The following is a 20,958-nucleotide window of genomic DNA, read 5'->3' on the forward strand; positions in this document are numbered from 1 at the left end:
CTGTGAAGCTGCTGCTCGTCGTCGCCTGCGCACTGATCGATTCCGACAACCGCGTGCTCGTCACCCAACGCCCCGAAGGCAAGTCCCTCGCGGGCCTGTGGGAATTCCCCGGCGGCAAGCTGGAGCCCGGCGAGCGGCCCGAGCCGGCGCTGATCCGCGAACTTGCCGAGGAGCTCGGCATTACGGTCAAGGAAGCCTGCCTGGCACCGCTGACCTTCGCCAGCTACGCCTATCCCGAATTCCACCTGCTGATGCCGCTCTATATCTGCCGGCGCTGGGAGGGGACGGTAATTTCAGGCGAGGGGCAGGCGCTGAAATGGGTTCGCCCCGGCAAGTTGCGCGAGCTCGCGATGCCGCCGGCCGACGAGCCGCTGATCCCGCCGCTGGTGGATTTGTTGGGGGCGTAGAGGGCCGTCATTCTCGGGCGAAGCGAAGCGCAGACCCGAGAATCTCGTGACGAGAAGGCGCAGGCGGGAGCCTCTTTCGGCCTGAGATGCTCGGGTCTGCGCCTGAGCATGACGCTTGGTGTGTCCGCGCGCTCAGCGCGGCAGGATGGTCTCGCCCATCAGGTGCTTGTCGATTGAGTGGGCCATCTGGCGGCCCTCGCGGATCGCCCAGACCACGAGCGACTGGCCACGGCGCATGTCGCCGGCGGTGAAGACCTTTTCGACCGAGGTCTTGTAGGCCAGCATGTTGGCCTCGACATTGCCGCGCCCGTCGATCTTGACGCCGAGCTTCTCCAGAAGCCCATCATGCACCGGCGAGACGAAGCCCATGGCGAGCAGGACGAGATCGGCCTTGAGCTGGAACTCGCTGCCCTCGATCGGCTTGAAGCCGGCATCGACCCTGGCGCAATGCAGGGTCTTCACCTTGCCGTTCTCACCGGTGAACTTGACGGTGCCGACGGCGAAGTCGCGCTCAGCGCCTTCCTCATGGCTGGAGGAGGTCCGCAGTTTCAGCGGCCAGTTCGGCCAGGTCAGCTGCTTGTTCTCCTTCTCCGGCGGCTGCGGCATGATCTCGAGCTGGGTGACCGAGAGAGCGCCCTGGCGCACCGAGGTGCCGATGCAGTCCGAACCGGTGTCGCCGCCGCCGATGACGACGACATGCTTGCCGCCGGCGAGGATCGGGCGAGCATTGCCTGATGTGTCCGGCTCGCCGCCATTGCGACGGTTCTGCTGCGGCAGGAAGTCCATGGCGAACTGGACGCCGTCGAGATCGCGGCCCTCGATCGGCAGGTCGCGCGGCTTTTCGGCGCCGCCGGTCAGGCCGATCGCGTCATATTGTGCGAGCAGCTCCTGCGGCTCGATGTCGACGCCGACATTGACGCTGTAATGGAAGACGACGCCTTCGGCTTCCATCTGGGTGACGCGCCGATCGACATGCGACTTCTCCATCTTGAAGTCGGGAATGCCATAGCGCAGCAGGCCGCCGGCGCGGGCCTGACGCTCATAGACATGGACTTCATGGCCGGCACGGGCGAGCTGCTGGGCTGCGGCGAGGCCCGCCGGGCCTGAGCCGATGATGGCGATCTTCTTGCCCGTCCTGGTCGAGGTCGGCTCCGGAACGATCCAGCCTTCCTCCCAGCCCTTGTCGACGATCGCGCATTCGATCGACTTGATGGTGACCGGGCTGTCCTCGAGGTTCAGCGTGCAGGATGCCTCGCAAGGGGCGGGGCAGACGCGGCCGGTGAACTCGGGGAAGTTGTTGGTCGAGTGCAGGTTGGTGAGCGCTTCCTGCCACTTGTCGTTGTAGACGAGGTCGTTCCAGTCCGGGATCTGGTTGTTGACCGGGCAGCCGTTGTGACAATACGGGATGCCGCAATTCATGCAGCGCGCCGCCTGGTCGCGGGTCGCCTCCCGGCCGAGCGGGATGATGAATTCCTTGTAGTTGCGGATACGGTCCGAGGCCGGACGATACTTCCGGTCGCGGCGGTCGATCTCGAGGAAACCGGTTACCTTGCCCATCGTCTCACTCCGCCGCGACCGAGATGCCGGCCTGGGCCCGCTCGATTTCCAGTAGTGCGCGCCGGTACTCGACCGGCATGACCTTGACGAATTTGGGCAGGTACTCCGCCCAGTTCTCCAAGATCGCCTGTGCCCGCGCCGATCCCGTATATTTCAGGTGGTTGGCGATGAGCTGGTGCAGGCGCTCGGCGTCATAACCCGACATATTGGCCATGACGTCGATGCGGCCCTTGAACTCGAGGTCGCCGCCATGGTGGTAGAGGCGCTGGGTCAGCTCCTCCTCTTCCGGCACCGGCTCGAGATCGACCATGGAGAGGTTGCAGCGCTTGGCGAAGCTCTTGTCCTCGTTGAGCACATAGGCGATGCCGCCCGACATGCCGGCGGCGAAGTTGCGGCCGGTCTGGCCGAGCACGACGACGACGCCGCCGGTCATGTATTCGCAGCCATGGTCGCCGGTGCCCTCGACCACCGCGATCGCGCCGGAATTGCGCACCGCGAAGCGCTCACCGGCGACGCCGCGGAAGTAGCATTCGCCGGAGATCGCGCCGTAAAGCACGGTATTGCCGACGATGATCGCTTCCTCGGCGAGCGCACGCGACCTGGGGTCGGGCCGGATGATCAGCTTGCCGCCAGACAGGCCCTTGCCGACATAGTCGTTGGCCTGGCCGGTGAGATCGAGCGTCACGCCGGCCGCGACCCAGGCGCCGAAGCTCTGGCCGGCGGTGCCGGTGAGTTTCACCGTGATCGCATCCTCCGGCAGGCCGGCCGAGCCATGGCGCTTGGCGATCTCGCCCGAGATCATCGCGCCGGTTGAGCGGTCGACATTGCGGATCGCGCTCTCGATCACCACCGGAGCGCCGGTATCGAGCGAGGCGCCGGCCTTGGCGATCAGCGTGCGGTCGAGCACCGATTCGATCGGATGGACCTGGCGCTCGACATTGCGGATGGCGACGCCCGCGCCGGGTTCCGGCTTGTGGAAGATGCGGGCGAAGTCGAGCCCCTTGGCCTTCCAGTGGTCGATCGCCTGCTTCTTGTCGAGCCAGTCGGAGCGGCCGACGAGCTCGTCGAAGCTCTTCACGCCCATCTCGGCCATGATCTCGCGCACGTCCTCGGCGAGGAAGAAGAAGAAGTTGATGACGTGCTCGGGCGCGCCCTTGAAGCGCTTGCGCAGGACAGGGTCCTGCGTCGCGACGCCGACCGGGCAGGTGTTGAGATGGCACTTGCGCATCATGATGCAGCCGGCGGCGATCAGCGGCGCGGTCGCGAAGCCGAACTCGTCGGCTCCGAGCAGCGCGCCGATGATGATGTCGCGCGCCGTGCGCAGCCCGCCGTCGACCTGCAGGGCGATGCGGCCGCGCAGCTTGTTCATCACCAGGATCTGGTGGGTCTCGGCGAGGCCGATCTCCCAGGGCGAGCCGGCATGCTTGATCGAGGTCAGAGGCGAAGCGCCGGTGCCGCCCTCATAGCCGGCGATGGTGATGTGGTCGGCGCGTGCCTTCGCGACGCCGGCGGCGACGGTGCCGACGCCGAGCTCGGAGACGAGCTTGACCGAGACGTCGGCCGCCGGGTTGACGTTCTTCAGGTCGAAGATCAGCTGGGCGAGATCCTCGATCGAATAGATGTCGTGATGCGGCGGCGGCGAGATCAAGCCGACGCCCGGGGTCGAATGCCGGACCTTTGCGATGCGGGCATCGACCTTGTGGCCGGGCAATTGGCCGCCCTCGCCGGGCTTGGCGCCTTGCGAGACCTTGATCTGCATCATCTGCGAGTTGACGAGGTATTCGGTGGTGACGCCGAAGCGGCCCGAAGCGACCTGCTTGATCGCCGAGCGCATCGAGCGCCCGTCCGGCAGCGGCTTGAAGCGCTCCGGCTCCTCGCCGCCCTCGCCGGTGTTCGACTTGCCGCCGATCGCGTTCATCGCCAGCGCCAGCGTCGAATGCGCCTCATGGCTGATCGAGCCGAAGGACATGGCGCCGGTGGAGAAGCGCTTGACGATCGAGACCGCGCTCTCGACCTCGTCGAGCGGCACGGGCTGGCGGCCGAGCTCATCAGCCATCTTGACGTGGAACAGGCCGCGAATAGTCGAAAGCTTCTCGGTCTGGTCGTTGACCAGCTCGGAATAGGCCTTGAACTTGTCTCGTGCATTGCCGCGCACGGCATGCTGGAGCAACGCGATGTTCTCCGGCGTCCAGGCATGGGCTTCGCCGCGGATGCGGAAGGCGTACTCGCCGCCGATGTCGAGCGCATCGCGATAGACCGGCGAGTCGCCGAAGGCGTCGCGGTGGCGGCGCACGCTCTCCTCGGCGATCTCGGCGAGGCCAACGCCCTCGATCGAGGAGATTGTGCCGGTGAAGTAGGTCTCGATCAGGTCGCTGCGCAGGCCGACCGCGTCGAAGATCTGGGCGCCGCAATAGGACTGGTAGGTCGAGATGCCCATCTTGGACATGACCTTGAGCAGGCCCTTGCCGACCGACTTGATGAAGCGCTTGACGACCTCGTAGCGATCGACCTCCGGCGGAAACTCGCCGGCCTCCAGCAGCGCTTCGAGCGTTTCGAAGGCGAGATAGGGGTTGATCGCCTCGGCGCCGAAGCCGGCGAGCAAGGCGAAATGGTGGATCTCGCGCGGCTCGCCGGATTCGAGCACGAGGCCGACCGAGGTGCGCAGGCCCTTGCGGATCAGATGATGGTGGACGGCTGCCGTCGCCAGCAGCGCCGGGATCGGAATGCGGTCGGACCCGACCTGGCGGTCCGAGAGGATGATGATGTTATAGCCGCCATGGACGGCGGCTTCGGCCCGCTCGCACAGGCGGGCGATAGCCCCCTCCATGCCGGCCGCGCCTTCGCGCGTCGGATAGGTGATGTCGAGCGTCTTGGTGTCGAAGCGATCCTCATAGTGACCGATGCAGCGGATCTTCTCGAGATCGTCATTGGTCAGGATCGGCTGGCGCACTTCCAGGCGCTTGCGGCGCGAGGTGCCTTCGAGGTCGAGGATGTTCGGCCGCGGCCCGATGAAGGAGAGGAGGCTCATTACGAGCTCCTCGCGGATCGGGTCGATCGCCGGGTTGGTGACCTGGGCGAAGTTCTGCTTGAAATAGGTGTAGAGCAGCTTCGACTTCGAGGAGAGCGCCGAGATCGGCGTATCCGTGCCCATCGAGCCGACGGCTTCCTGGCCGGTCACCGCCATCGGCGCCATCAGGATCCTGGTGTCTTCCTGGGTGTAGCCGAAGGCCTGCTGGCGATCGAGCAAGGCGACATCGGTGCGCGAAGCGCGCGCCTCGACTGGCGGCAAATCCTCGAGCACGATCTGGGTGCGCTTCAGCCAGTCCTTGTAGGGGTTGGCGAGGCAGAGCGTGCTCTTGATCTCGTCGTCGCCGATGATGCGGCCCTGGTCGAGGTCGATCAGCAGCATCTTGCCGGGCTGGAGCCGCCACTTCTGGACGATCTTCTCCTCCGGGATCGGCAGCACGCCGAATTCGGAGGCGAGCACGACGAGGCCGTCATCGGTGACGAGATAGCGCGCGGGGCGCAGGCCGTTGCGGTCGAGCGTCGCGCCGATCTGGCGTCCGTCGGTGAAGGCGATCGCGGCGGGGCCGTCCCACGGCTCCATCAGCGCGGCGTGGTACTCGTAGAAGGCGCGCCGGCTGTCATCCATCAGCGGGTTGCCGGCCCAGGCCTCGGGCACCAGCATCATCATGGCGTGGGCGAGCGAATAACCGCCCTGGACCAGGAATTCGAGGGCGTTGTCGAAGCAGGCGGTGTCGGACTGGCCCTCATAGGAGATCGGCCAGAGCTTGGAGATGTCGGCGCCGAAGAGCTCGGAGTCGACCGAGGCCTGCCTTGCCGCCATCCAGTTGACGTTGCCGCGCAGCGTGTTGATCTCGCCGTTATGGGCGACCATCCGGTAGGGATGGGCGAGGCGCCAGGACGGGAAGGTGTTGGTGGCAAAACGCTGGTGGACGAGGGCGAGCGCGCTCTCGAAGCGTTCGTCGGTCAGGTCCTTGAAATAGTCGCCGAGCTGGGTGACCAGCACCATGCCCTTGTAGACGATGGTCCGGCAGGAGAAGGAGACCGGGTAATAGGTCGCGGTCGCCCGGTCATGGCGCTTGTAGACCTTGTTCGAGACCGACTTGCGCAGGACGTAGACCTGGCGCTCGAACTCGTCCTCATCGGTGATCCCGGCCGGGCGGCCGACGAAAATCTGGCGATGGCAGGGCTCGGTCTCCTTAACGGCCTCGCCAAGATCGCTGTTGTCGACCGGCACGTCGCGCCAGCCGAGGAAGATCAGCCCTTCCTCTTCGACCGTCTGGGCGACGATCTCCTCGCAGACGGCGCGGTTATCGGCCTCCTGCGGCATGAAGAACTGGCCGATGGCATAGTGACCGGGCTCGGGCAGCGCGATGCCGATCCTGGCGCACTCTTCGTTGAAGAAGCGATGCGGGATCTGGGTGAGGATGCCGCAGCCGTCGCCGAGTTTGGGATCGGCGCCGACCGCGCCGCGATGGTCGATATTGTGCAGGATCTGCAGGCCCTGCGCGACGATCGCATGGCTCTTGCGGTTCTTCATGTCGGCGATGAAGCCGACGCCGCAGGAGTCCTTCTCATAGGAGGGGTCGTAGAGACCCTGGCGTGCCGGCATGGCCGGGTCGCGCACCTCGGGGAAGCGCTCGAAAGCGGCCGTCGTCGTGGCGGCGGCCTTAGCAGTGGTCTTGGCCATCGCGCTCGCCTTCCTGCCTTCGCTCATCGTCACCTCCGCTCATCCGCCGCCGTGGGCCCCGAAGCATCCGCTCGGGAGCCAGCCAAAGTCCACTCGGCGCATCGCCGCGCCGCTGCCGTTCCGGCTGTCTCCTTGCCGAGCAAGGATCGGGCCGGTTCGGCTCTATCGTCAGTTTGCGAAGGTTGCTTGCGCTGGTCTGGTCTTGCGCCCGCGTCCTCCGCAGGCGCCTCGGGCTCTTCGAGCCCTGCCGCGCCTGGTTACGCCGCCGTTTTGCGGGCGGCGCACGTCGTACGGTTGGCTTTGGCCTTGTTTGCCGTACCTCCCGTCATCGTCCGCTCCATCCGCCTGCGCCGGGGCCTCGGCGAGGCCCGCTCTGAAAATGGGACAGCATCGCTGTCCTATTGCCTTGACCTTGCCAGAATTCCAATCTGGGCACAAGCGTCGATTTTGCGTCGCAGCGACATTTTGTTGCGATCTGTGTCTAGGTCTCGACATTTTCGCATCACTGCGGCCGGCAAGCCAAGCCGGAAGTTGTCGGTAGCCGAGATCGGGGCTGCCCTGCGCCAGCACTGATTGCGCTAGCGCAGTAGCGTGCTTATCCGTCAGGACCCTCGCACCAGGCCGCCGGATACCAGCTCCATGAATTTCATCAGCGACAACCTGGCCGGAGCGAGCGCGCCGGTGATGCAGGCGATGGCGGCGGCCAATGACGGCTTTGCCACCGCCTATGGCAATGACGCCTGGACGAAGCGGGTCGAAGCGCTGTTCGCGGAGCTGTTCGAGCGCGAGGTCGCCGTCTTCCTCGTTACGACAGGCACGGCGGCGAATTCCCTGGCGCTGGCGAGCCTGATGCAGCCCTGGGGGGCGGTGCTCTGCCATCACGAGGCGCATATCGCCGCTGACGAGTGTGGTGCGCCCGAATTCTTCACCGGCGGCGCCAAGATCGTCGGATTGCCGGGCGATGGCTGCAAGCTCGCACCGGAGGTCGTCACGGACCAGCTCGCGCGCATGCGGGCGGGCGCCGTGCATCAGGTGCAGCCGCAGATGCTGTCGATCACGCAGGCGACCGAATGCGGGCTGGTCTACACGCCGGCCGAGATCGCGGCGCTGAAGCAGGCGATCGCGCCGCGCAGGCTGAAGCTGCACATGGATGGCGCCCGTTTCGCCAATGCCGTCGTCGCGCTCGGCTGCACACCCGCCGAGATCACCTGGAAGGCGGGCGTCGATGTGCTCTCCTTTGGCGGCACCAAGAACGGCGCTTTCGCCGCCGAGGCGGTGATCGTCTTCGATCCGGCTCAAGCGAGCGAGATGCCGTGGCGGCGCAAGCGGGCCGGGCACACCTTGTCCAAGGGCCGACTGATCGGGGCGCAGTTCGAGGGGCTGCTCGCCAATGGCCATTGGCTCGACCTCGCCCGCCACGCCAATGCGATGGCCGCACGCCTTGCCCGAGCCGTCGAGGTTGACGGCAAGCTGGGGCTGGCCTGGGCTTGCGAGGCCAACGAGGTCTTCCTGGTGTTGCCGCCGCAGGCGCAAGCGGCACTGGCGGCGCACGGCGCGCAATACATCGCCTGGTCGGATGGTGCGCTGCCTGTTGGGCAAGAGCTTCAGACAGGTGAGGTGGTCGGCCGCTTTGTCTGTTCCTTCGCGACGCGGCAGGACGAGGTCGACCGGCTCGCGGCCGTGCTGGCTTCTGTCTGAAGCCAAAAAGGGTCCGTTTCCCAGCCGATTCGCGCCGCAAGCACGCCGCAATCCTTACCGAGAACTGAAGACTGCGAATTTCGTCTCAAGAGGATAGAGACCATGGCAGTTTTCGTTTCGCCCGCCGCTGCGCCGCACGCCCGGCGCCGCCGGCTGGCCGGCTTCGCCGTCCTGGCCGCGATGGCCGGCGCGAGCAGCCCGGCTTTGGCGCAGCTCGATGATTACGGCAGCGGCTACGCCCGTTACGGCTATGGCTACGAGTATGATGACGGCTATGGCCCTCGCTACGACTACGCGCCACGCAGGGCAGCGCCGATCCCGCCGCGCGCGCTGGAGCGGGGCGCGGCGCAGGAGTTCGGCCTGCGCGAGGTGCAGCGGACGGTGCGCACCCGTTCGGCCATCATCGTCGATGGTCTGGCGGCGAACGGCTCGCGGGTGCGCCTCATCATCGACCGTTTCAATGGCGAATTGATCGACCGGATCGTGCTGCAGCCGCCGCCGCGAACCGTCAGGCTCGACCCGCGTGAGGAGGAACGTCCGGCGCCGAAGAAGCTGACGCCGCGTCCGCCGGAGCGGCCGGCCGCGTTGAAGCCGGCCCAGCCGCCGGCCGAGGCTAGTGCGCCCGCGACCGTCGCCCCGCCCTCACCAGCAGTCCCGAAGCCCGATGCTGCTCCGGCAAAGCCGGTTGCCGTGCCGGCGGTCGCCCCAAAGGACATCGGCAAGCCGAAGCTGGTCAACCCGCAGGATGTCCGCGGGGCCGATGAGCCCGACCGCCTGCCGCCGCTGGCGCGAGCGCATCCGAGCGGCATTCCGACGCCCGATACGGCCCTGCCGCCGGTCCAGATCGAGGAGATGAAGACGGCGCAGCCGAAGCCGGAGACGCCGATCGCGCCGGTCAATCCGAACTGAGAGCTGCGCAGCGCTTATAGACAAAGGGCCTCCCCGGTTTCCCGGAGAGGCCCTCGCATTTCAGGGTGGTGACGACCCCTCGGGTATTGGTTACGCGGCCTTCCGGGCCTCGATCACCTTGGCGCCTTGTGCGCCGATCGGAATCAGGCGCGGCTTCTTGGCCTCGGGGATCTCGCGGACGAGGTCGATATGGAGCAGCCCATTCTCGAGGCTGGCGCCGGTGACCTGGACATAATCGGCGAGCTGGAAGCGGCGCTCGAAGGCGCGGGCGGCGATGCCCTGATGCAGGACCTCGCGCTGCTGTGCATCCTCGGCGGCTTTCTTCTCGCCGCGGACGGTCAGCGCGTTTTCCTTGCTCTCGATCGAGAGGTCGGTTTCACCGAAGCCGGCGACCGCGATCGAGATGCGATAGGCGTTCTCGGCGGTGCGCTCGATATTGTAGGGCGGATAGCTCGGGGTATTCTCGACACTGGTGGCCTGGTCGAGCAGCGAGAACAGGCGATCGAAGCCGACGGTCGAGCGATAGAGCGGGGAAAGATCGTAGGAACGCATGATTGTCCTCCAAAGGAAGCGACAGTTGATCACCCGCCTCATCATGAGCGCGGGCTTTGGGTTAGGCTCGCGCAGCCGCTTCACGGCCTGCGCAGCAATGATCTGGGTGACGTTTTCCGGCTTTTCAAGACCGGGTCCAGCTGGGCATAACGAGGGGGTGAGCCTGCCGGAGTGTCGATGACCGAGGCCGAATTCTTCCACCAGCCGGATTATCCGGTGCCTGGCCACGGCAAGGTCTGGTTTTCTGAGACCAGCGACGGCGCGCGCCTGCGCCTGGCGAGCTGGCGCCCGAGCGTGCGTCAAAGCAAGGGCACGATCCTCGTCGCACAGGGGCGGGCCGAGTTCATCGAGCGCTATAGCGAGGTGATCGCCGAACTGCGCCGGCGTGGCTTCCATGTCCTGACCTTCGACTGGCGCGGGCAGGGCGGCTCGCAGCGTTTCACTGGCCGGCAGCGCCGCGGCCATGTCGGCCGGCTAGTGCATTACGAGCGTGACCTCGATCTGGTCGTGACGCAGATGCAAGGCCGTTTCCCGCCGCCCTATTTCGTCCTGGCCCATTCGATGGGAGCGGCACTCTGTCTCGATGCGGCCCGGCGCGGGGCGCTCCCGGTCGCGCGACTGGTGGCGATCGCGCCGATGTTCGGCATCAGCATGATCGAAAATCCGCGCGGCGCCCGCTGGCTGGCGCGGGTGCTGTACTGGCTCGGCTTCGGCAAGACCTTCGTGCCTGGTGGCGGCGATACCGCGATCGGCACCAAGCCGTTCGAGGGCAACCGGCTGAGTTCCGATCCCGTCCGTTATGCCCGCAATGCCGCCCTGTCGGCAGCAGCGCGCGAACTCGCCATCGGCGACCCCAGCGTCGGCTGGGTCCATGCTGCTTTCCAGCTGATGGACCGCCTGGCGCAGACACGCGCGCCGCTCGATGTCAGGGTGCCGACGCTGATCGTTGCGGCCGGGCGCGATCCCGTCGTGTCGACGCCGGCGATCGAGCGCTTCGCCGCCCGGCTGAAGACCGGCTCGGCCTTGGTGCTGCCGACGGCACGCCATGAGATCCTGATGGAGAGCGACGCGATCCGGGCGCAGTTCTGGGCCGCCTTCGACGCCTTCGTGCCGGGCGAGGATGTGCCGGGCGAAAAGCCTGCCGCGGCAGCTTCAGCCGTTGAGGAGGGCGAGCGCGGCCTGGTGCAGCGTCCTGTTGCTGGCGGCGAGGATGGTCCCGCCCTGGGCGGCGCTGCCGCCGTCCCATGAGGTGACGATGCCGCCGGCGCCTTCGATGATCGGGATCAGGGCGACGATGTCGTAGGGCTTCAGCCCGCTCTCGATGACGAGATCGATATGGCCGGCGGCGAGCATGCAATAGGCGTAGCAGTCGCAGCCATAGCGGGCCATGCGCACGGCGCTCTCGACGCGGTTGTAGGCGGCCTTCTGCCCCTCGGCGAAGAGGTGCGGGCTCGTGGTCATCAGAGTCGCTTCGGCGAGGTTCGTCACCTGGCGGGTGTGCAGCGTGCGCGGTCCGTTCGGCCCCTCATAGCGCGCCTTGCGGCCGTCGCCGGAGAAGCGCTCGCCGGTGAAGGGCTGGTTCATCATGCCGTAGACCGGCACGCCGTTGCGGGTGAGCCCGATCAGCGTGCCCCACACTGGAATGCCGGAGATGAAGGCTCGGGTGCCGTCGATCGGATCCAGCACCCAGACATATTCCGCCTCGGCATTCTCGGCTCCGAACTCCTCGCCGAGGATGCCATGGGCCGGGAAGGTGCGCTTGATCAGGTCGCGCATCACGTCTTCGCCGGCGCGATCGCCCTCGGTGACGGGGTCGAAGACACCGCCGCCGGACTTGTCCTCGGTCGTGTGCCTGGCGCGGAAGAAGGGCAGGATCGCCTGTCCCGACAGCGTCGCCAGCCGGGCGACGAACTCAGCGAAATCGACCGCGCTCATCGAGAGTTCCTTCGGCTCCATCGGCGGCCGTCTTCATGCTGCGAGACGAGCGGGATGACAAGCGCCGCGATTTCGAGCCGGCGAAGCGAGGACAGTTCGGCTCGGCCCCGTTCCGCGAAATCGTTCAGCGCCGAGCAAAAATGCTGCGGTGATATGCGTGCAGTGCATCGCCAAACTGCTGCTGCCGCTTGCTTTTTTGCGGTGCAGCGCGTTATGGTGCAGTGCGAAGGGGAGATCGCTTCAAACCTTCGTTGCCCTCCTTGGGCGTTTCCTCCCTAGACTTTGGGCCGCCACGCAAGTGCGCGGCCCTCTTTCTTTTTGGGGTGCAGGATGTTGGCGGCGGCCGGAGGCTTACTCCGCCGCCTGGCGCCAATCGTCGCTCCAGCCGCTCCAGCGCGCGAAGCATTCGGCCATTGCGGTGCTGATCACCTGCTGAAGGGCGGAGAAGCCGCTGGTCGGCTCGAGTGTCGCCTCATTCATGTAGAGCGCGCGGCTGACCTCGATCTGCAGTGCATGCACGCCGGAGCCGGGCGCGCCGTAATGCTCGGTGATGAAGCCCCCGGCATAGGGGCGATTGCGCGTCACCTTCAGGCCGGCGCGCGCGAAGGCTGCCTCCGCCGCATCGACGACGAAGCTTGAGGCGCTGGTGCCGAAGCGATCGCCGAGGATGATGTCGGCCTTGGCAATGCCGTCGCGATCGAGCCCGGTCGATGGCATGGAATGCGCGTCGACCAGGATGCAGCTGCCGAAGCTGGCTTGCGTCCGGTTCACCAGATGGCGCAGGCCAGCATGATAGGGCCGGTAGAGTTCCTCAATCCGCGCCAGCGCACTCTCGACCGGGATGCGGCCCGGATAGATCTCGTAGGCCTCGCCGACGATGCGCGGGATCGTGCCGAGGCCGCCGGCGACCCGCAGCGAACGGGTGTTGGCGAAGCCGGGCAATCGGCCTTCGAACATGCGCGGGTCGAGCTCGTAGGGCTCGCGATTGGCGTCGAGATAAGCGCGCGGGAACTCGGCCACCAGCAATGGGGCGCCGAGCGCGACCGCCTGCGAGAAGAGCAGATCGACATAGGCGTCCTCGGACCGGCGCAGGACCCGGAGCGGCAGGCGTGCGCCCTCGACGAAGGCCCGCGGATAGCGCCGCCCGGCATGGGGCACGTCGACGATCACCGGAACGACCTGCAGCGCCGGCTGGTAGAGCGTGAACGGCCGTTCGATCTCGGCGATCACGTCGTCGGGGCGGGGAAAAGGAAATCCGGCTGACTGCGTCATGTCACCGAACTCAAGCACAAAGCCGCAGCCGATTGAAGGGGATGCCCTATCGTCATTCCTGCTGTCCGCCTTCACTGGTTGTTTACCGTAATGTCGCCAAATAGAACTGGTTGATCCAACTTGATGTGCGCGGGCGGTGAGTTCGCGTGCGCTGGGCTGGACCGGCGAAGCCCGGAATGGCAGGGACAGCCACCCGGTACGAGGGACGAAGCGAGCGAATCGACTTCCAGCCAGACGGGGCGGGGTGGCGTGGGCTCGGCGCAACATCACGGATGAAGCAAGGCGCCATGACGAAGATTCTCCTGGCCGAAGACGATAACGACATGCGCCGCTTCCTCGTGAAGGCGCTGCAGAATGCAGGCTATGACGTCGCCTCGTTCGACAACGGGCTATCGGCCTATAACCGGTTGCGCGAGGAGCCGTTCGAGCTGCTCCTGACCGACATCGTCATGCCTGAGATGGACGGCATCGAGCTGGCGCGGCGCGCCACCGAGCTCGATCCCGACATCAAGGTGATGTTCATCACCGGCTTTGCAGCAGTCGCGCTCAATCCGGATTCGCAGACGCCGAAGGACGCCAAGGTGCTGTCGAAGCCCTTCCATCTGCGTGAGCTGGTCAACGAGGTCGAGAAGCTGCTGGCGGCGTGACGGCTGGGTGTGTCGGCTTCCTGCAAAGAAGCCGACGAAGCGCCTTGCAAGGCGCGCACTCGTCCGCTATAGCCCCTCCACCTCGCAGCGATGCCGCCTTCTGGCCGGTGTCGTTCCGGATGCCTTCGGGCAAAACGGGCGCGTAGCTCAGCGGGAGAGCACTACGTTGACATCGTAGGGGTCACAGGTTCGATCCCTGTCGCGCCCACCATTTTCTCCTTGGATTTCAAGGACAAACGGCCGCCCCACCCGGGCGGCCGTTCTGCTTTTTGGGCCGATTTGTTTGGCGGTTCAGTTCGCCCGCGACGCGGTCTGCATGCGGCTTTCCTCCTGCAGCCAGTCGCGGAAGGCGAGCATGGCCGGGGTCAGCGAGCGCGATTGCAGCCAGGTCAACCAGTAGCTGCCGAGCGAGACCTCGATCGGAAAGGGGCGGACCAGCCTGCCGTCATCGAAGTAGCGCGAGAACAGCAATGCGGGCACGAGGGCTATGCCTTCGCCGGCGGCGGCGACCTCGGCGAGCGCGATCGACGTGTCGAAGACGGGGCCTCGCGCCTGCAATGGCTCTATCCCCGCCGCCTCGCTCCACAGCTTCCACTCGTCGGCGCGATAGGAGCGCAGCAGGACCTGTTCCGCAAGATCGACGGGCTGGCGCAGGGCGGCAGTCAAGGCGGGAGCACAGACGGGCGTCATCGGCGCATCGAACAGGCGCAGCACCGCCGTGCCATGCCAGGCGCCGCCGCCGAAGCGCAGCGCATAGTCGAGCCCTTCGGCGGCGAGATCGACGCGGTTGTTGTTGGTGGTGAGGCGCAGATCGATCTGCGGATGAGCCTGGCGGAAGCCGGCAAGGCGCGGCAGCAGCCAGCCGAGCGCGAAGGTACCAACCGCGCCGACATTCAGGACCTCGACCGGGCGCCCGGTCTCGAAGCGTTCGAGCAGGCCGGCGATGCGGTCGAAGCTGTCGCGCAGCGTCGGCAGGAGGCTGCGGCCCTCGTCCGTCAGGGCGAGCCCACGCGGCAGGCGGCGGAAGAGCTCGACGCCGAGCCGCTCCTCCAGGCCCTTCACCTGATGGCTGATCGCGGCCTGGGTGACGCAGAGCTCGATCGCGGCCTTGGTGAAGCTGAGATGGCGGGCCGAGGCCTCGAAGGCGCGCAACGCGTTCAGGGGCAGATGCGGACGGAGCATGACTGAGCCTTAGGAAATCTAATGGCTCTGTAGAGATATCATCGTTTGCGATTAGGCAAGCGCGCGGCGAGAACGGTGCCGGACGACGCGCTCCGTATCGCCTTCCGTCCCGCGCGATGACTTCGCCAGAACCGCTTCCCTCCCGCGCGAGCATGCCGCTCGTGCGACGGCTTCCGCATGGAGAACACAGTGATCCGACGCCGAGATTTGCTGATCAGCTCCCTGATCAGCGTACCGATGCTTGGCGGATTGCCAGCCTTCGCCCAAGGACGCGAAGAGGAGGTGCGCGAGGCGCTGTTCGCGCTCGACCGCAGGCATGGCGGGCGCCTCGGCGTCGCGATCCTCGACAGTGGCAGCGGTCGCGTCATCGCGCATCGCGGGCAGGAGCGCTTCGCGATGTGCAGCACTTTCAAATTCGTCGCCGCAGCCTTCGTGCTGGCGCGGGTCGATCGCGGCGAGGAAAGCCTCGATCGGCGGGTCAGCTATACCAAGACCGACCTCGTCACCTATTCGCCGGTCACAGAGAAGCATGTCGACACCGGCCTCACGGTCGCCGAGCTTTGCGACGCGGCCGTCACGCTCAGCGACAATGCTGCCGGCAATCTGCTGCTCGATTCGTTCGGCGGGCCAAAAGGCCTGACCTCTTATATGCGCTCGCTGGGCGATGACAGCTCGCGGCTGGATCGACGCGAGCTGGAGCTCAACGAGGCGACACCCGGCGATCCACGCGACACCACCACGCCGGTCGCGATGGCCCAAATCCTGCGCCAGACGGTGCTGGGCGCGGCACTCTCACCGGCCTCGCGCCATCAGCTCACCGCCTGGCTGGTCGCCAACAAGACCGGCGACAAGCGCCTGCGAGCGGGCGTGCCGAAGGGCTGGCGCGTCGGCGACAGGACCGGCACGGGTAGCAACAACGCCACCAACGATATCGGCGTGATCTGGCCGCCGGGCCGGGCGCCGCTGATCGTCACCGCTTATTACGCGGAGTCGCGGGGATCCCTTCCGGAACGCGAAGCCGTGCTGGCGGAAGTCGGTCGGCTGGCCACTTCGCTCTGAATCGCGGAAAAATCCTCCGAAACGGCAGGAGCTCGTCAGCCGGCTTTGAAAGATGACGTCAAAACGCTGCTTTTATGGCATCATCCTTCCGAATCCCGCACGGCCTGGAGGATCCGACGATGCGTGCGTCATGGCTTATCGCATTGGGGCTGGCAGCCGCGCTCGGTGGTTGCGTCACCGCCGCCGAGCAGCGCAGCCTCGATGAGGAGCGCTGTCGGTCCTATGGCTTCCGCAAGGGAGCGGAAGGCTTCGCCAACTGCCTGATGGAGGTCGATCTCGACCGTTCGGCCTCGCGGCGGGCGCGGCTGGAGACTTCTGGCTTCTATGGCCCGTATTGGGGCCCTTGGCCGTATCGGCGCTGGTGAGCGGCACTATTCGGCATCGGCCTGCCGGTCCGGCGCTGCATCGCGGAAGGCGGCGAGTTCCAGCGCTGCCGCCTCAGCCCGTAGCAGGCGCGGGAACTGGGTAACATCGACCTTGAAGCGCCTGGCATTGCCGAGCTGCGGCACGAGGCAGATGTCCGCGAGACTGGGTTCTGCGCCGAAGCAGAATGGGCCGGGATTGTTCGCCGCGAGCTGCTCGCAGGCCGATAATCCGTCGACATTTACGGCTGCCGCCCAGGCCAGTGCCGCCGCGCCATCATGACCGAGCTCGCGCAGCCGGTTGAGCACCTTCAGGTTCTGCGCCGGGTGGGTATCGCAGGCGATCGCCTGGGCGAAGGCGCGGACCTTGGCGCGCCCGATCGGATCCTTCGGCAGCAATGCGGGCTCGGGATGCGCTTCGTCGAGCCATTCGATGATGGCGAGCGACTGGGTCAGCACCGTGCCGTCGTCGAGCTCCAGCGTCGGCACCAGCCCCTGCGGGTTGAGCTTGAGATAGGCGGGGTCGCGCTGCTCGCCATGGCGCAGATGGTGCGAGACGTGCGTGGCGGCAATGCCCTTGAGATTGAGCGCGATGCGCACGCGCCAAGCGGCCGAACTGCGAAAATAGCCATGCAGCTTCATGACGCCGCTCCCTCGAGACCGGCTCCGAACGGCCGGCTTCAGAAGGTATAGCCGAGGCGGGCGCCGAAATTCGAGGGGCCGCGCGGAGTGCCGGCATTGGCGACCGGATTGTCGGAGCAGCCCGTCGTACTGAAATGCTCCAGCGTCGCGATCAGGCTCCAGCGGTCGCTGAGGCGAAAGCCGAGGGCGGCGGCGCTGCGCGCGCCGGTGTTGCAGCCGACGTTCAGGCGGTTCTCGGGGACGACGAAGCCCGCCTTGCCGTTGTTGACGGCGGCGCCGAGGCTCGCCTCGAGGAAGACCGATTGCGAGACGTCGAAAGTCCAGGTCGCGCCGGCATAGGCATACTGCGTACCGTTGACGTTGAGGCTGGAGCCGAGATGGAAGCGCGGCACGAAGGCGTTGGTGAAGCGGTCATTCAGCGTGGCGACGCGCGGTGTCAGAACCTCGCCGCCAAAGTTGAGCAGACCGCTCTCGCGTCCGCCGGGATTGGCAGCGCCGAGGCCAAACCGCGCCTCCCAGGCCGGAGCAGGTGCTTCCGCTGCGGGGGCATAGCCGAGCGCGCGGGTGCTGCCGCGGTCACTCTGCGCCAGCGCGGGCGCGGACAGGACCGAAAGGGCAACGAACAGCGACGCGACGCGAACCATGGCAGGCGATTTCGACTTTCGGCGGAGCTTTTAAAGATCAGAAAAGCGCAGAGAGTGGTGGCTGCAATGTGACGACACGATCCTTGTGCACCACGGAATGATCAGCCGGCGCGCCACCAGAGCACGCCGAGGATCACCAGGATCGCGATGAATTGCAGCACGACACGCAGCCGCATCAGTCTCTGCGAGGTGTTGGCGCTGCCGCCGCGCAGCATGTTGACGAGGCCGAGCAGCAGCACGACGGCCACGGCGCCGACAGCGATCGGGACGAGGGCGGAAGAGACGTTCATCGCCGTGCTTTAATCCTCGCGGTGGCACTTGGCCAGCGTGGCCGTGGCGGCGAAGCGCCACAGCGGTGGAGAAGGTCCGGTTAGCGATAGCGCCGCTGCACGATCAGATTGGCGGCGATGGTGAGGAGCAGCGTCGCCGTCATCAGGATGAAGGAGATCGCGCCGCCGAAGGGCCAGTTGTTCTGCTGGGCGAACTGGCCGTAGACCAGCGGGCCCATGGTCTGGAATTTCGGGCCGCCGAGCAGGACCGGCGTGGCGTAGGCGTTCATCGCCAGGATGAAGGTCAGGATCGTGCCGGCGAGGATGCCGGGCATGGCGAGCGGCCAGAGCACGCGGGCGAACATCGCCGCCGGGCCGGCGCCGAGGCTGAAGGCAGCCTCCTCGACATTGCGATTGATGCCTTCGATCACGCTTTGCAGCGTCAGCACCATGAAAGGCAGGTTGACCGCGATGATGCCGATGATCACGGCGGTCTCGGTGAACATGATCTCGAGCGGCTGGTCGATCAGGCCGAGGCCCATCAGCGAGGCGTTGAGCGCGCCCTTGCTGCCGAATGCGGTCATCCAGCCGGCGGCGCGCACGGCATTGCCGACGAAGAGCGGCAGCACCACCAGCATGATCAGCAGGTTCTTGAAGCGGCTTTCGGTGCGAGCCAGCACATAGGCGAGCGGGAAGCCCATGATCAGGCAGATGATCGTGCAGATCACCGCGACACGGACCGTGCGCCAGAGCACGTTGAGATAGAAGCCGTCGGTGAAGAACTTGACGTAGTTCTCGATCGTCAGCCCGTCGACCATGAACTGGCCGGGGATGAACTGATTGAGCGAATAGCGGAACAGGATCGCGACCGGGCCGACCAGCCCGATCGCGACAAAGATCGTCGCCGGGACGACGAGCATCCCGGCAAGGCTGGTGCGCGCACCGGCGACAGGTTCGGGGGCGATGCTCACCCCTTGAACACCTTGTCCCACCACTCTTTCATCGCCGAATCGTTCTTGGCGAGGAAGGCGTAGTCGAGATCCTTCAGGCGCTTCTCCTCCTCGGGGGTGAAGCCGATGCGCTTCTGCAGATCGGGCGCGACGGTGGCGTTGGTCACTGTCGGATTGTAACCCATGTCGACGGCGAAGGCCTCCTGCGCGCTCTTGGCCAGCATCGCGTCCATATAGACGTAGGCATTCTCCTTGTTCGGCGCGTTCTTGGCGATGGCGAAGCCCGAGACATAGGCCGGGATGCCCTCGCTCGGCGCAGCGGCTTCGCAGGCGATGCCGGCGTTCTGCCATTGCACGGCGCGCGCCTTCCACATGATGCCGATCGCGATTTCTTCGGTCTTCAGCGCCTGGGCGAAGGCCTCGTTGGTCGGGTAGATGCGGACGCCGCCCTTCTTGGCGGCGAGCAGGACTTCCTTGGCCTTGTCGAGATTGGTCATTTCGGCGCCGTTCGTGCCGGCGAGTGAGGCGGCTATCATGACAAACTGATACTGGATGTCGATGATACCGCTCTTGTTGCCGTGCTTCGGATCGAAGGCGTCCTTGAAGCTCGTCGGCGCCGGCGTGATCAGCCTGGGATTATAGACCACGACCTTGCCGGAGTAAATTTGCCCGATGCCATAGGGGTATTTCATCGAGGGTATCAGGTTTTTCGCGTTGGGCAGCTTGGAATAATCGAGCTGCTCCAGCACGCCGGCCTCGTTCATCTCGAACATCTGGGCGGAAGAGAAACCCTGGATGTCGGCCGTGCCGCGCGGCAGGCGGCGCTCGGCGACCATCTTGGCGCGGCGCGGCGAATCCGCCGCCTGGTCCTGCACGACCTCGAGACCCTTGGGCTTCAGCAGCGGCTCCTCGATGTTCTTGGTCAGTAGGCGGGCATAGTCGCCGCCCCAGGTGCCGACCACGACCTTGCCGCCGGATTGCGCCTGCGCGGCGCCACCGAGGGCGGGCAGCAGGGCGGCCGCGCCGGCCGCCTTCAGGATGTCGCGTCTGTCGATTGTCTTCATGGTTATGTCTCCCCTCTTGGACGCCTATCGAGCCGACTCAAGGCTCGCGCGGATAGACGAGCCCGGCATCTTCGGCCCAGCCTATCGTGATCATCTCGCCCGGCTTCGGCTCGGCCGCGCCCGGACGGTTAGGCACCTGCAGCAGGATGCGGTCCTGCTCGGTCAGCCGGACATCGATGTCGAGCAGCGCTCCGAGATAGGAGACGTGCTCGACCCGGGCCGGGAAGCGGTTGGCGCAGCCTTCAGCCTCCGCGCCGATGGCGAGGCGCTCCGGCCGGAGCGCCAATGTCGCCGGGCCTGCTGCGGCCCCCTTACAACTGATGTCGAGGCCGCCGCCGCTGCGGAAACGGCCGGCCTGCGCCATCGCGCCGTCAAGGAAGGCGCTGCGGCCGATGAAGCCGGCGACGAAGCGGTCCGCCGGCTTCTCGTAGAGTTCGCGCTGCGTGCCGATCTGGCGGACCTTGCCCTTCTCCATCACCACCAACCGGTCGGCCATGGTCAGGGCCTCCTCCTGGTCGTGCGTGACCATGATCGTGGTCAGGCCGAGCTTGCGCTGCAGGTCGCGGATCTCGACCCGGACCTCCTGGCGCAGTTTGGCGTCGAGATTGGAGAGCGGCTCGTCGAGCAGGAGAACGTCAGGTTCGATGGCCAGCGCGCGTGCGAGCGCGACGCGCTGTTGCTGGCCGCCGGAGAGCTGGCGCGGATAGCGCTCGTCGAGGCCGGTCAGGCGGACGAGTCTCAACGCCTCGGTGACGCGAAGGCCGCGATCGGCCGGCGCGATCTTGCGCATCTCCAGGCCGAAGGCGACGTTCTCGGCGACCGTCATATGCGGGAAGAGCGCATAGGACTGGAAGACCAGGCCGCAATTGCGCTTCCAGGGCGGCAGGGTGGTGACGTCGCGCTCGCCGATGGTGATCTTGCCTGCCGTCGGCTGGATGAAGCCGGCGACCATGCGCAAGGTCGTGGTCTTGCCGCAGCCGGAGGGGCCGAGCAGGACGAGGAACTCGCCGTCGGCGATGTCGATGCTGCAATCGTCGACGGCGGTGAACTCGCCATAGACCTTGCGCAGATGCTCGATCGAAAGCTTCGCCATGT

Annotated in this window: 19 protein-coding genes and 1 tRNA gene; 8 read left to right on the forward strand and 12 right to left on the reverse strand. The window is 66.3% G+C overall.

Features of this window, described 5'->3' with window-relative positions; translation table 11 throughout:
- Positions 1-2 precede the first annotated feature (2 nt).
- Positions 3-407, forward strand: coding sequence for an 8-oxo-dGTP diphosphatase MutT (gene mutT, locus B6S44_RS13925; RefSeq protein ID WP_129157477.1), 405 nt, complete (start codon positions 3-5; stop codon positions 405-407).
- A gap of 132 nt (positions 408-539) precedes the next feature.
- Here mutT and B6S44_RS13930 read toward each other — a convergent pair whose 3' ends face one another.
- Both B6S44_RS13930 and gltB read right to left on the reverse strand, forming a co-directional pair.
- The gene (locus B6S44_RS13930; RefSeq protein WP_129157478.1) at positions 540-1,964 is read right to left on the reverse strand and encodes a glutamate synthase subunit beta; all 1,425 of its coding nucleotides are present in this window, start codon (positions 1,962-1,964) and stop codon (positions 540-542) included.
- Positions 1,965-1,968: 4 nt separating this feature from the next.
- Positions 1,969-6,705, reverse strand: coding sequence for a glutamate synthase large subunit (gene gltB / locus B6S44_RS13935; RefSeq protein ID WP_129157479.1), 4,737 nt, complete (start codon positions 6,703-6,705; stop codon positions 1,969-1,971).
- 612 nt (positions 6,706-7,317) lie between these two features.
- On the opposite strand from gltB, the gene B6S44_RS13940 reads away from it, so the two are divergent.
- Entirely contained in the window at positions 7,318-8,376 is a 1,059-nt protein-coding gene (locus B6S44_RS13940; protein ID WP_129157480.1) for a threonine aldolase family protein, read from the forward strand.
- Positions 8,377-8,478: 102 nt separating this feature from the next.
- Entirely contained in the window at positions 8,479-9,285 is an 807-nt protein-coding gene (locus tag B6S44_RS13945) for a hypothetical protein (RefSeq protein ID WP_129157481.1), read from the forward strand.
- A gap of 90 nt (positions 9,286-9,375) precedes the next feature.
- On the opposite strand, the gene B6S44_RS13950 is transcribed toward B6S44_RS13945, so the two are convergent.
- On the reverse strand, positions 9,376-9,837 hold the full coding sequence (locus B6S44_RS13950) for an Hsp20 family protein (protein ID WP_129157482.1): 462 nt from the start codon (positions 9,835-9,837) through the stop codon (positions 9,376-9,378).
- A gap of 177 nt (positions 9,838-10,014) precedes the next feature.
- On the opposite strand from B6S44_RS13950, the gene B6S44_RS13955 reads away from it, so the two are divergent.
- Positions 10,015-11,085, forward strand: coding sequence for an alpha/beta fold hydrolase (locus tag B6S44_RS13955; RefSeq protein ID WP_129157483.1), 1,071 nt, complete (start codon positions 10,015-10,017; stop codon positions 11,083-11,085).
- On the opposite strand, the gene hisN is transcribed toward B6S44_RS13955, so the two are convergent.
- Both hisN and B6S44_RS13965 read right to left on the reverse strand, forming a co-directional pair.
- Positions 10,990-11,772, reverse strand: coding sequence for a histidinol-phosphatase (hisN, locus tag B6S44_RS13960; RefSeq protein WP_129157484.1), 783 nt, complete (start codon positions 11,770-11,772; stop codon positions 10,990-10,992). The two genes, B6S44_RS13955 and hisN, sit on opposite strands and share 96 nt — an antisense overlap.
- Positions 11,773-12,123: 351 nt before the next feature.
- A complete protein-coding gene (locus B6S44_RS13965; protein ID WP_129157485.1) occupies positions 12,124-13,044 on the reverse strand; it encodes an N-formylglutamate amidohydrolase in 921 nt (306 codons plus the stop codon).
- A 287-nt stretch (positions 13,045-13,331) separates the two neighbouring features.
- Here B6S44_RS13965 and cpdR point away from each other — a divergent pair, with 287 nt between their 5' ends.
- A complete protein-coding gene (cpdR, locus tag B6S44_RS13970) occupies positions 13,332-13,691 on the forward strand; it encodes a cell cycle two-component system response regulator CpdR (protein ID WP_038363805.1) in 360 nt (119 codons plus the stop codon).
- A gap of 136 nt (positions 13,692-13,827) precedes the next feature.
- A tRNA-Val gene (locus B6S44_RS13975) sits at positions 13,828-13,902 on the forward strand.
- An 80-nt stretch (positions 13,903-13,982) separates the two neighbouring features.
- Here B6S44_RS13975 and B6S44_RS13980 read toward each other — a convergent pair.
- Positions 13,983-14,873, reverse strand: a complete 891-nt coding sequence (locus B6S44_RS13980; protein ID WP_129157486.1) for a LysR family transcriptional regulator — start codon at positions 14,871-14,873, stop codon at positions 13,983-13,985.
- 177 nt (positions 14,874-15,050) lie between these two features.
- Between B6S44_RS13980 and bla the strand changes: the two genes are divergently transcribed.
- Entirely contained in the window at positions 15,051-15,932 is an 882-nt protein-coding gene (gene bla, locus B6S44_RS13985) for a class A beta-lactamase (protein WP_129157487.1), read from the forward strand.
- A gap of 119 nt (positions 15,933-16,051) precedes the next feature.
- Positions 16,052-16,297, forward strand: a complete 246-nt coding sequence (locus tag B6S44_RS13990; protein WP_129157488.1) for a hypothetical protein — start codon at positions 16,052-16,054, stop codon at positions 16,295-16,297.
- A 6-nt stretch (positions 16,298-16,303) separates the two neighbouring features.
- On the opposite strand, the gene maiA is transcribed toward B6S44_RS13990, so the two are convergent.
- The 6 genes from maiA to B6S44_RS14020 form a co-directional block, all read right to left on the reverse strand.
- Positions 16,304-16,936, reverse strand: a complete 633-nt coding sequence (gene maiA / locus B6S44_RS13995; protein WP_129157489.1) for a maleylacetoacetate isomerase — start codon at positions 16,934-16,936, stop codon at positions 16,304-16,306.
- 38 nt (positions 16,937-16,974) lie between these two features.
- Positions 16,975-17,580, reverse strand: a complete 606-nt coding sequence (locus B6S44_RS14000) for an acyloxyacyl hydrolase (protein WP_129157490.1) — start codon at positions 17,578-17,580, stop codon at positions 16,975-16,977.
- A 101-nt stretch (positions 17,581-17,681) separates the two neighbouring features.
- On the reverse strand, positions 17,682-17,870 hold the full coding sequence (locus B6S44_RS14005) for a twin transmembrane helix small protein (RefSeq protein WP_129157491.1): 189 nt from the start codon (positions 17,868-17,870) through the stop codon (positions 17,682-17,684).
- An 80-nt stretch (positions 17,871-17,950) separates the two neighbouring features.
- The gene (locus B6S44_RS14010; protein ID WP_248309590.1) at positions 17,951-18,820 is read right to left on the reverse strand and encodes an ABC transporter permease; all 870 of its coding nucleotides are present in this window, start codon (positions 18,818-18,820) and stop codon (positions 17,951-17,953) included.
- Positions 18,817-19,863, reverse strand: coding sequence for an ABC transporter substrate-binding protein (locus B6S44_RS14015; RefSeq protein WP_129157492.1), 1,047 nt, complete (start codon positions 19,861-19,863; stop codon positions 18,817-18,819). The genes B6S44_RS14010 and B6S44_RS14015 overlap by 4 nt, the downstream gene beginning before the upstream one ends.
- Before the next feature lie 37 nt (positions 19,864-19,900).
- Positions 19,901-20,956, reverse strand: coding sequence for an ABC transporter ATP-binding protein (locus B6S44_RS14020; RefSeq protein ID WP_129157493.1), 1,056 nt, complete (start codon positions 20,954-20,956; stop codon positions 19,901-19,903).
- Positions 20,957-20,958 lie beyond the last annotated feature (2 nt).

Origin of the sequence: Allobosea sp. Tri-44 (assembly GCF_004123845.1) — a bacterium.
In the GTDB taxonomy this organism is placed as follows: domain Bacteria; phylum Pseudomonadota; class Alphaproteobacteria; order Rhizobiales; family Beijerinckiaceae; genus Allobosea.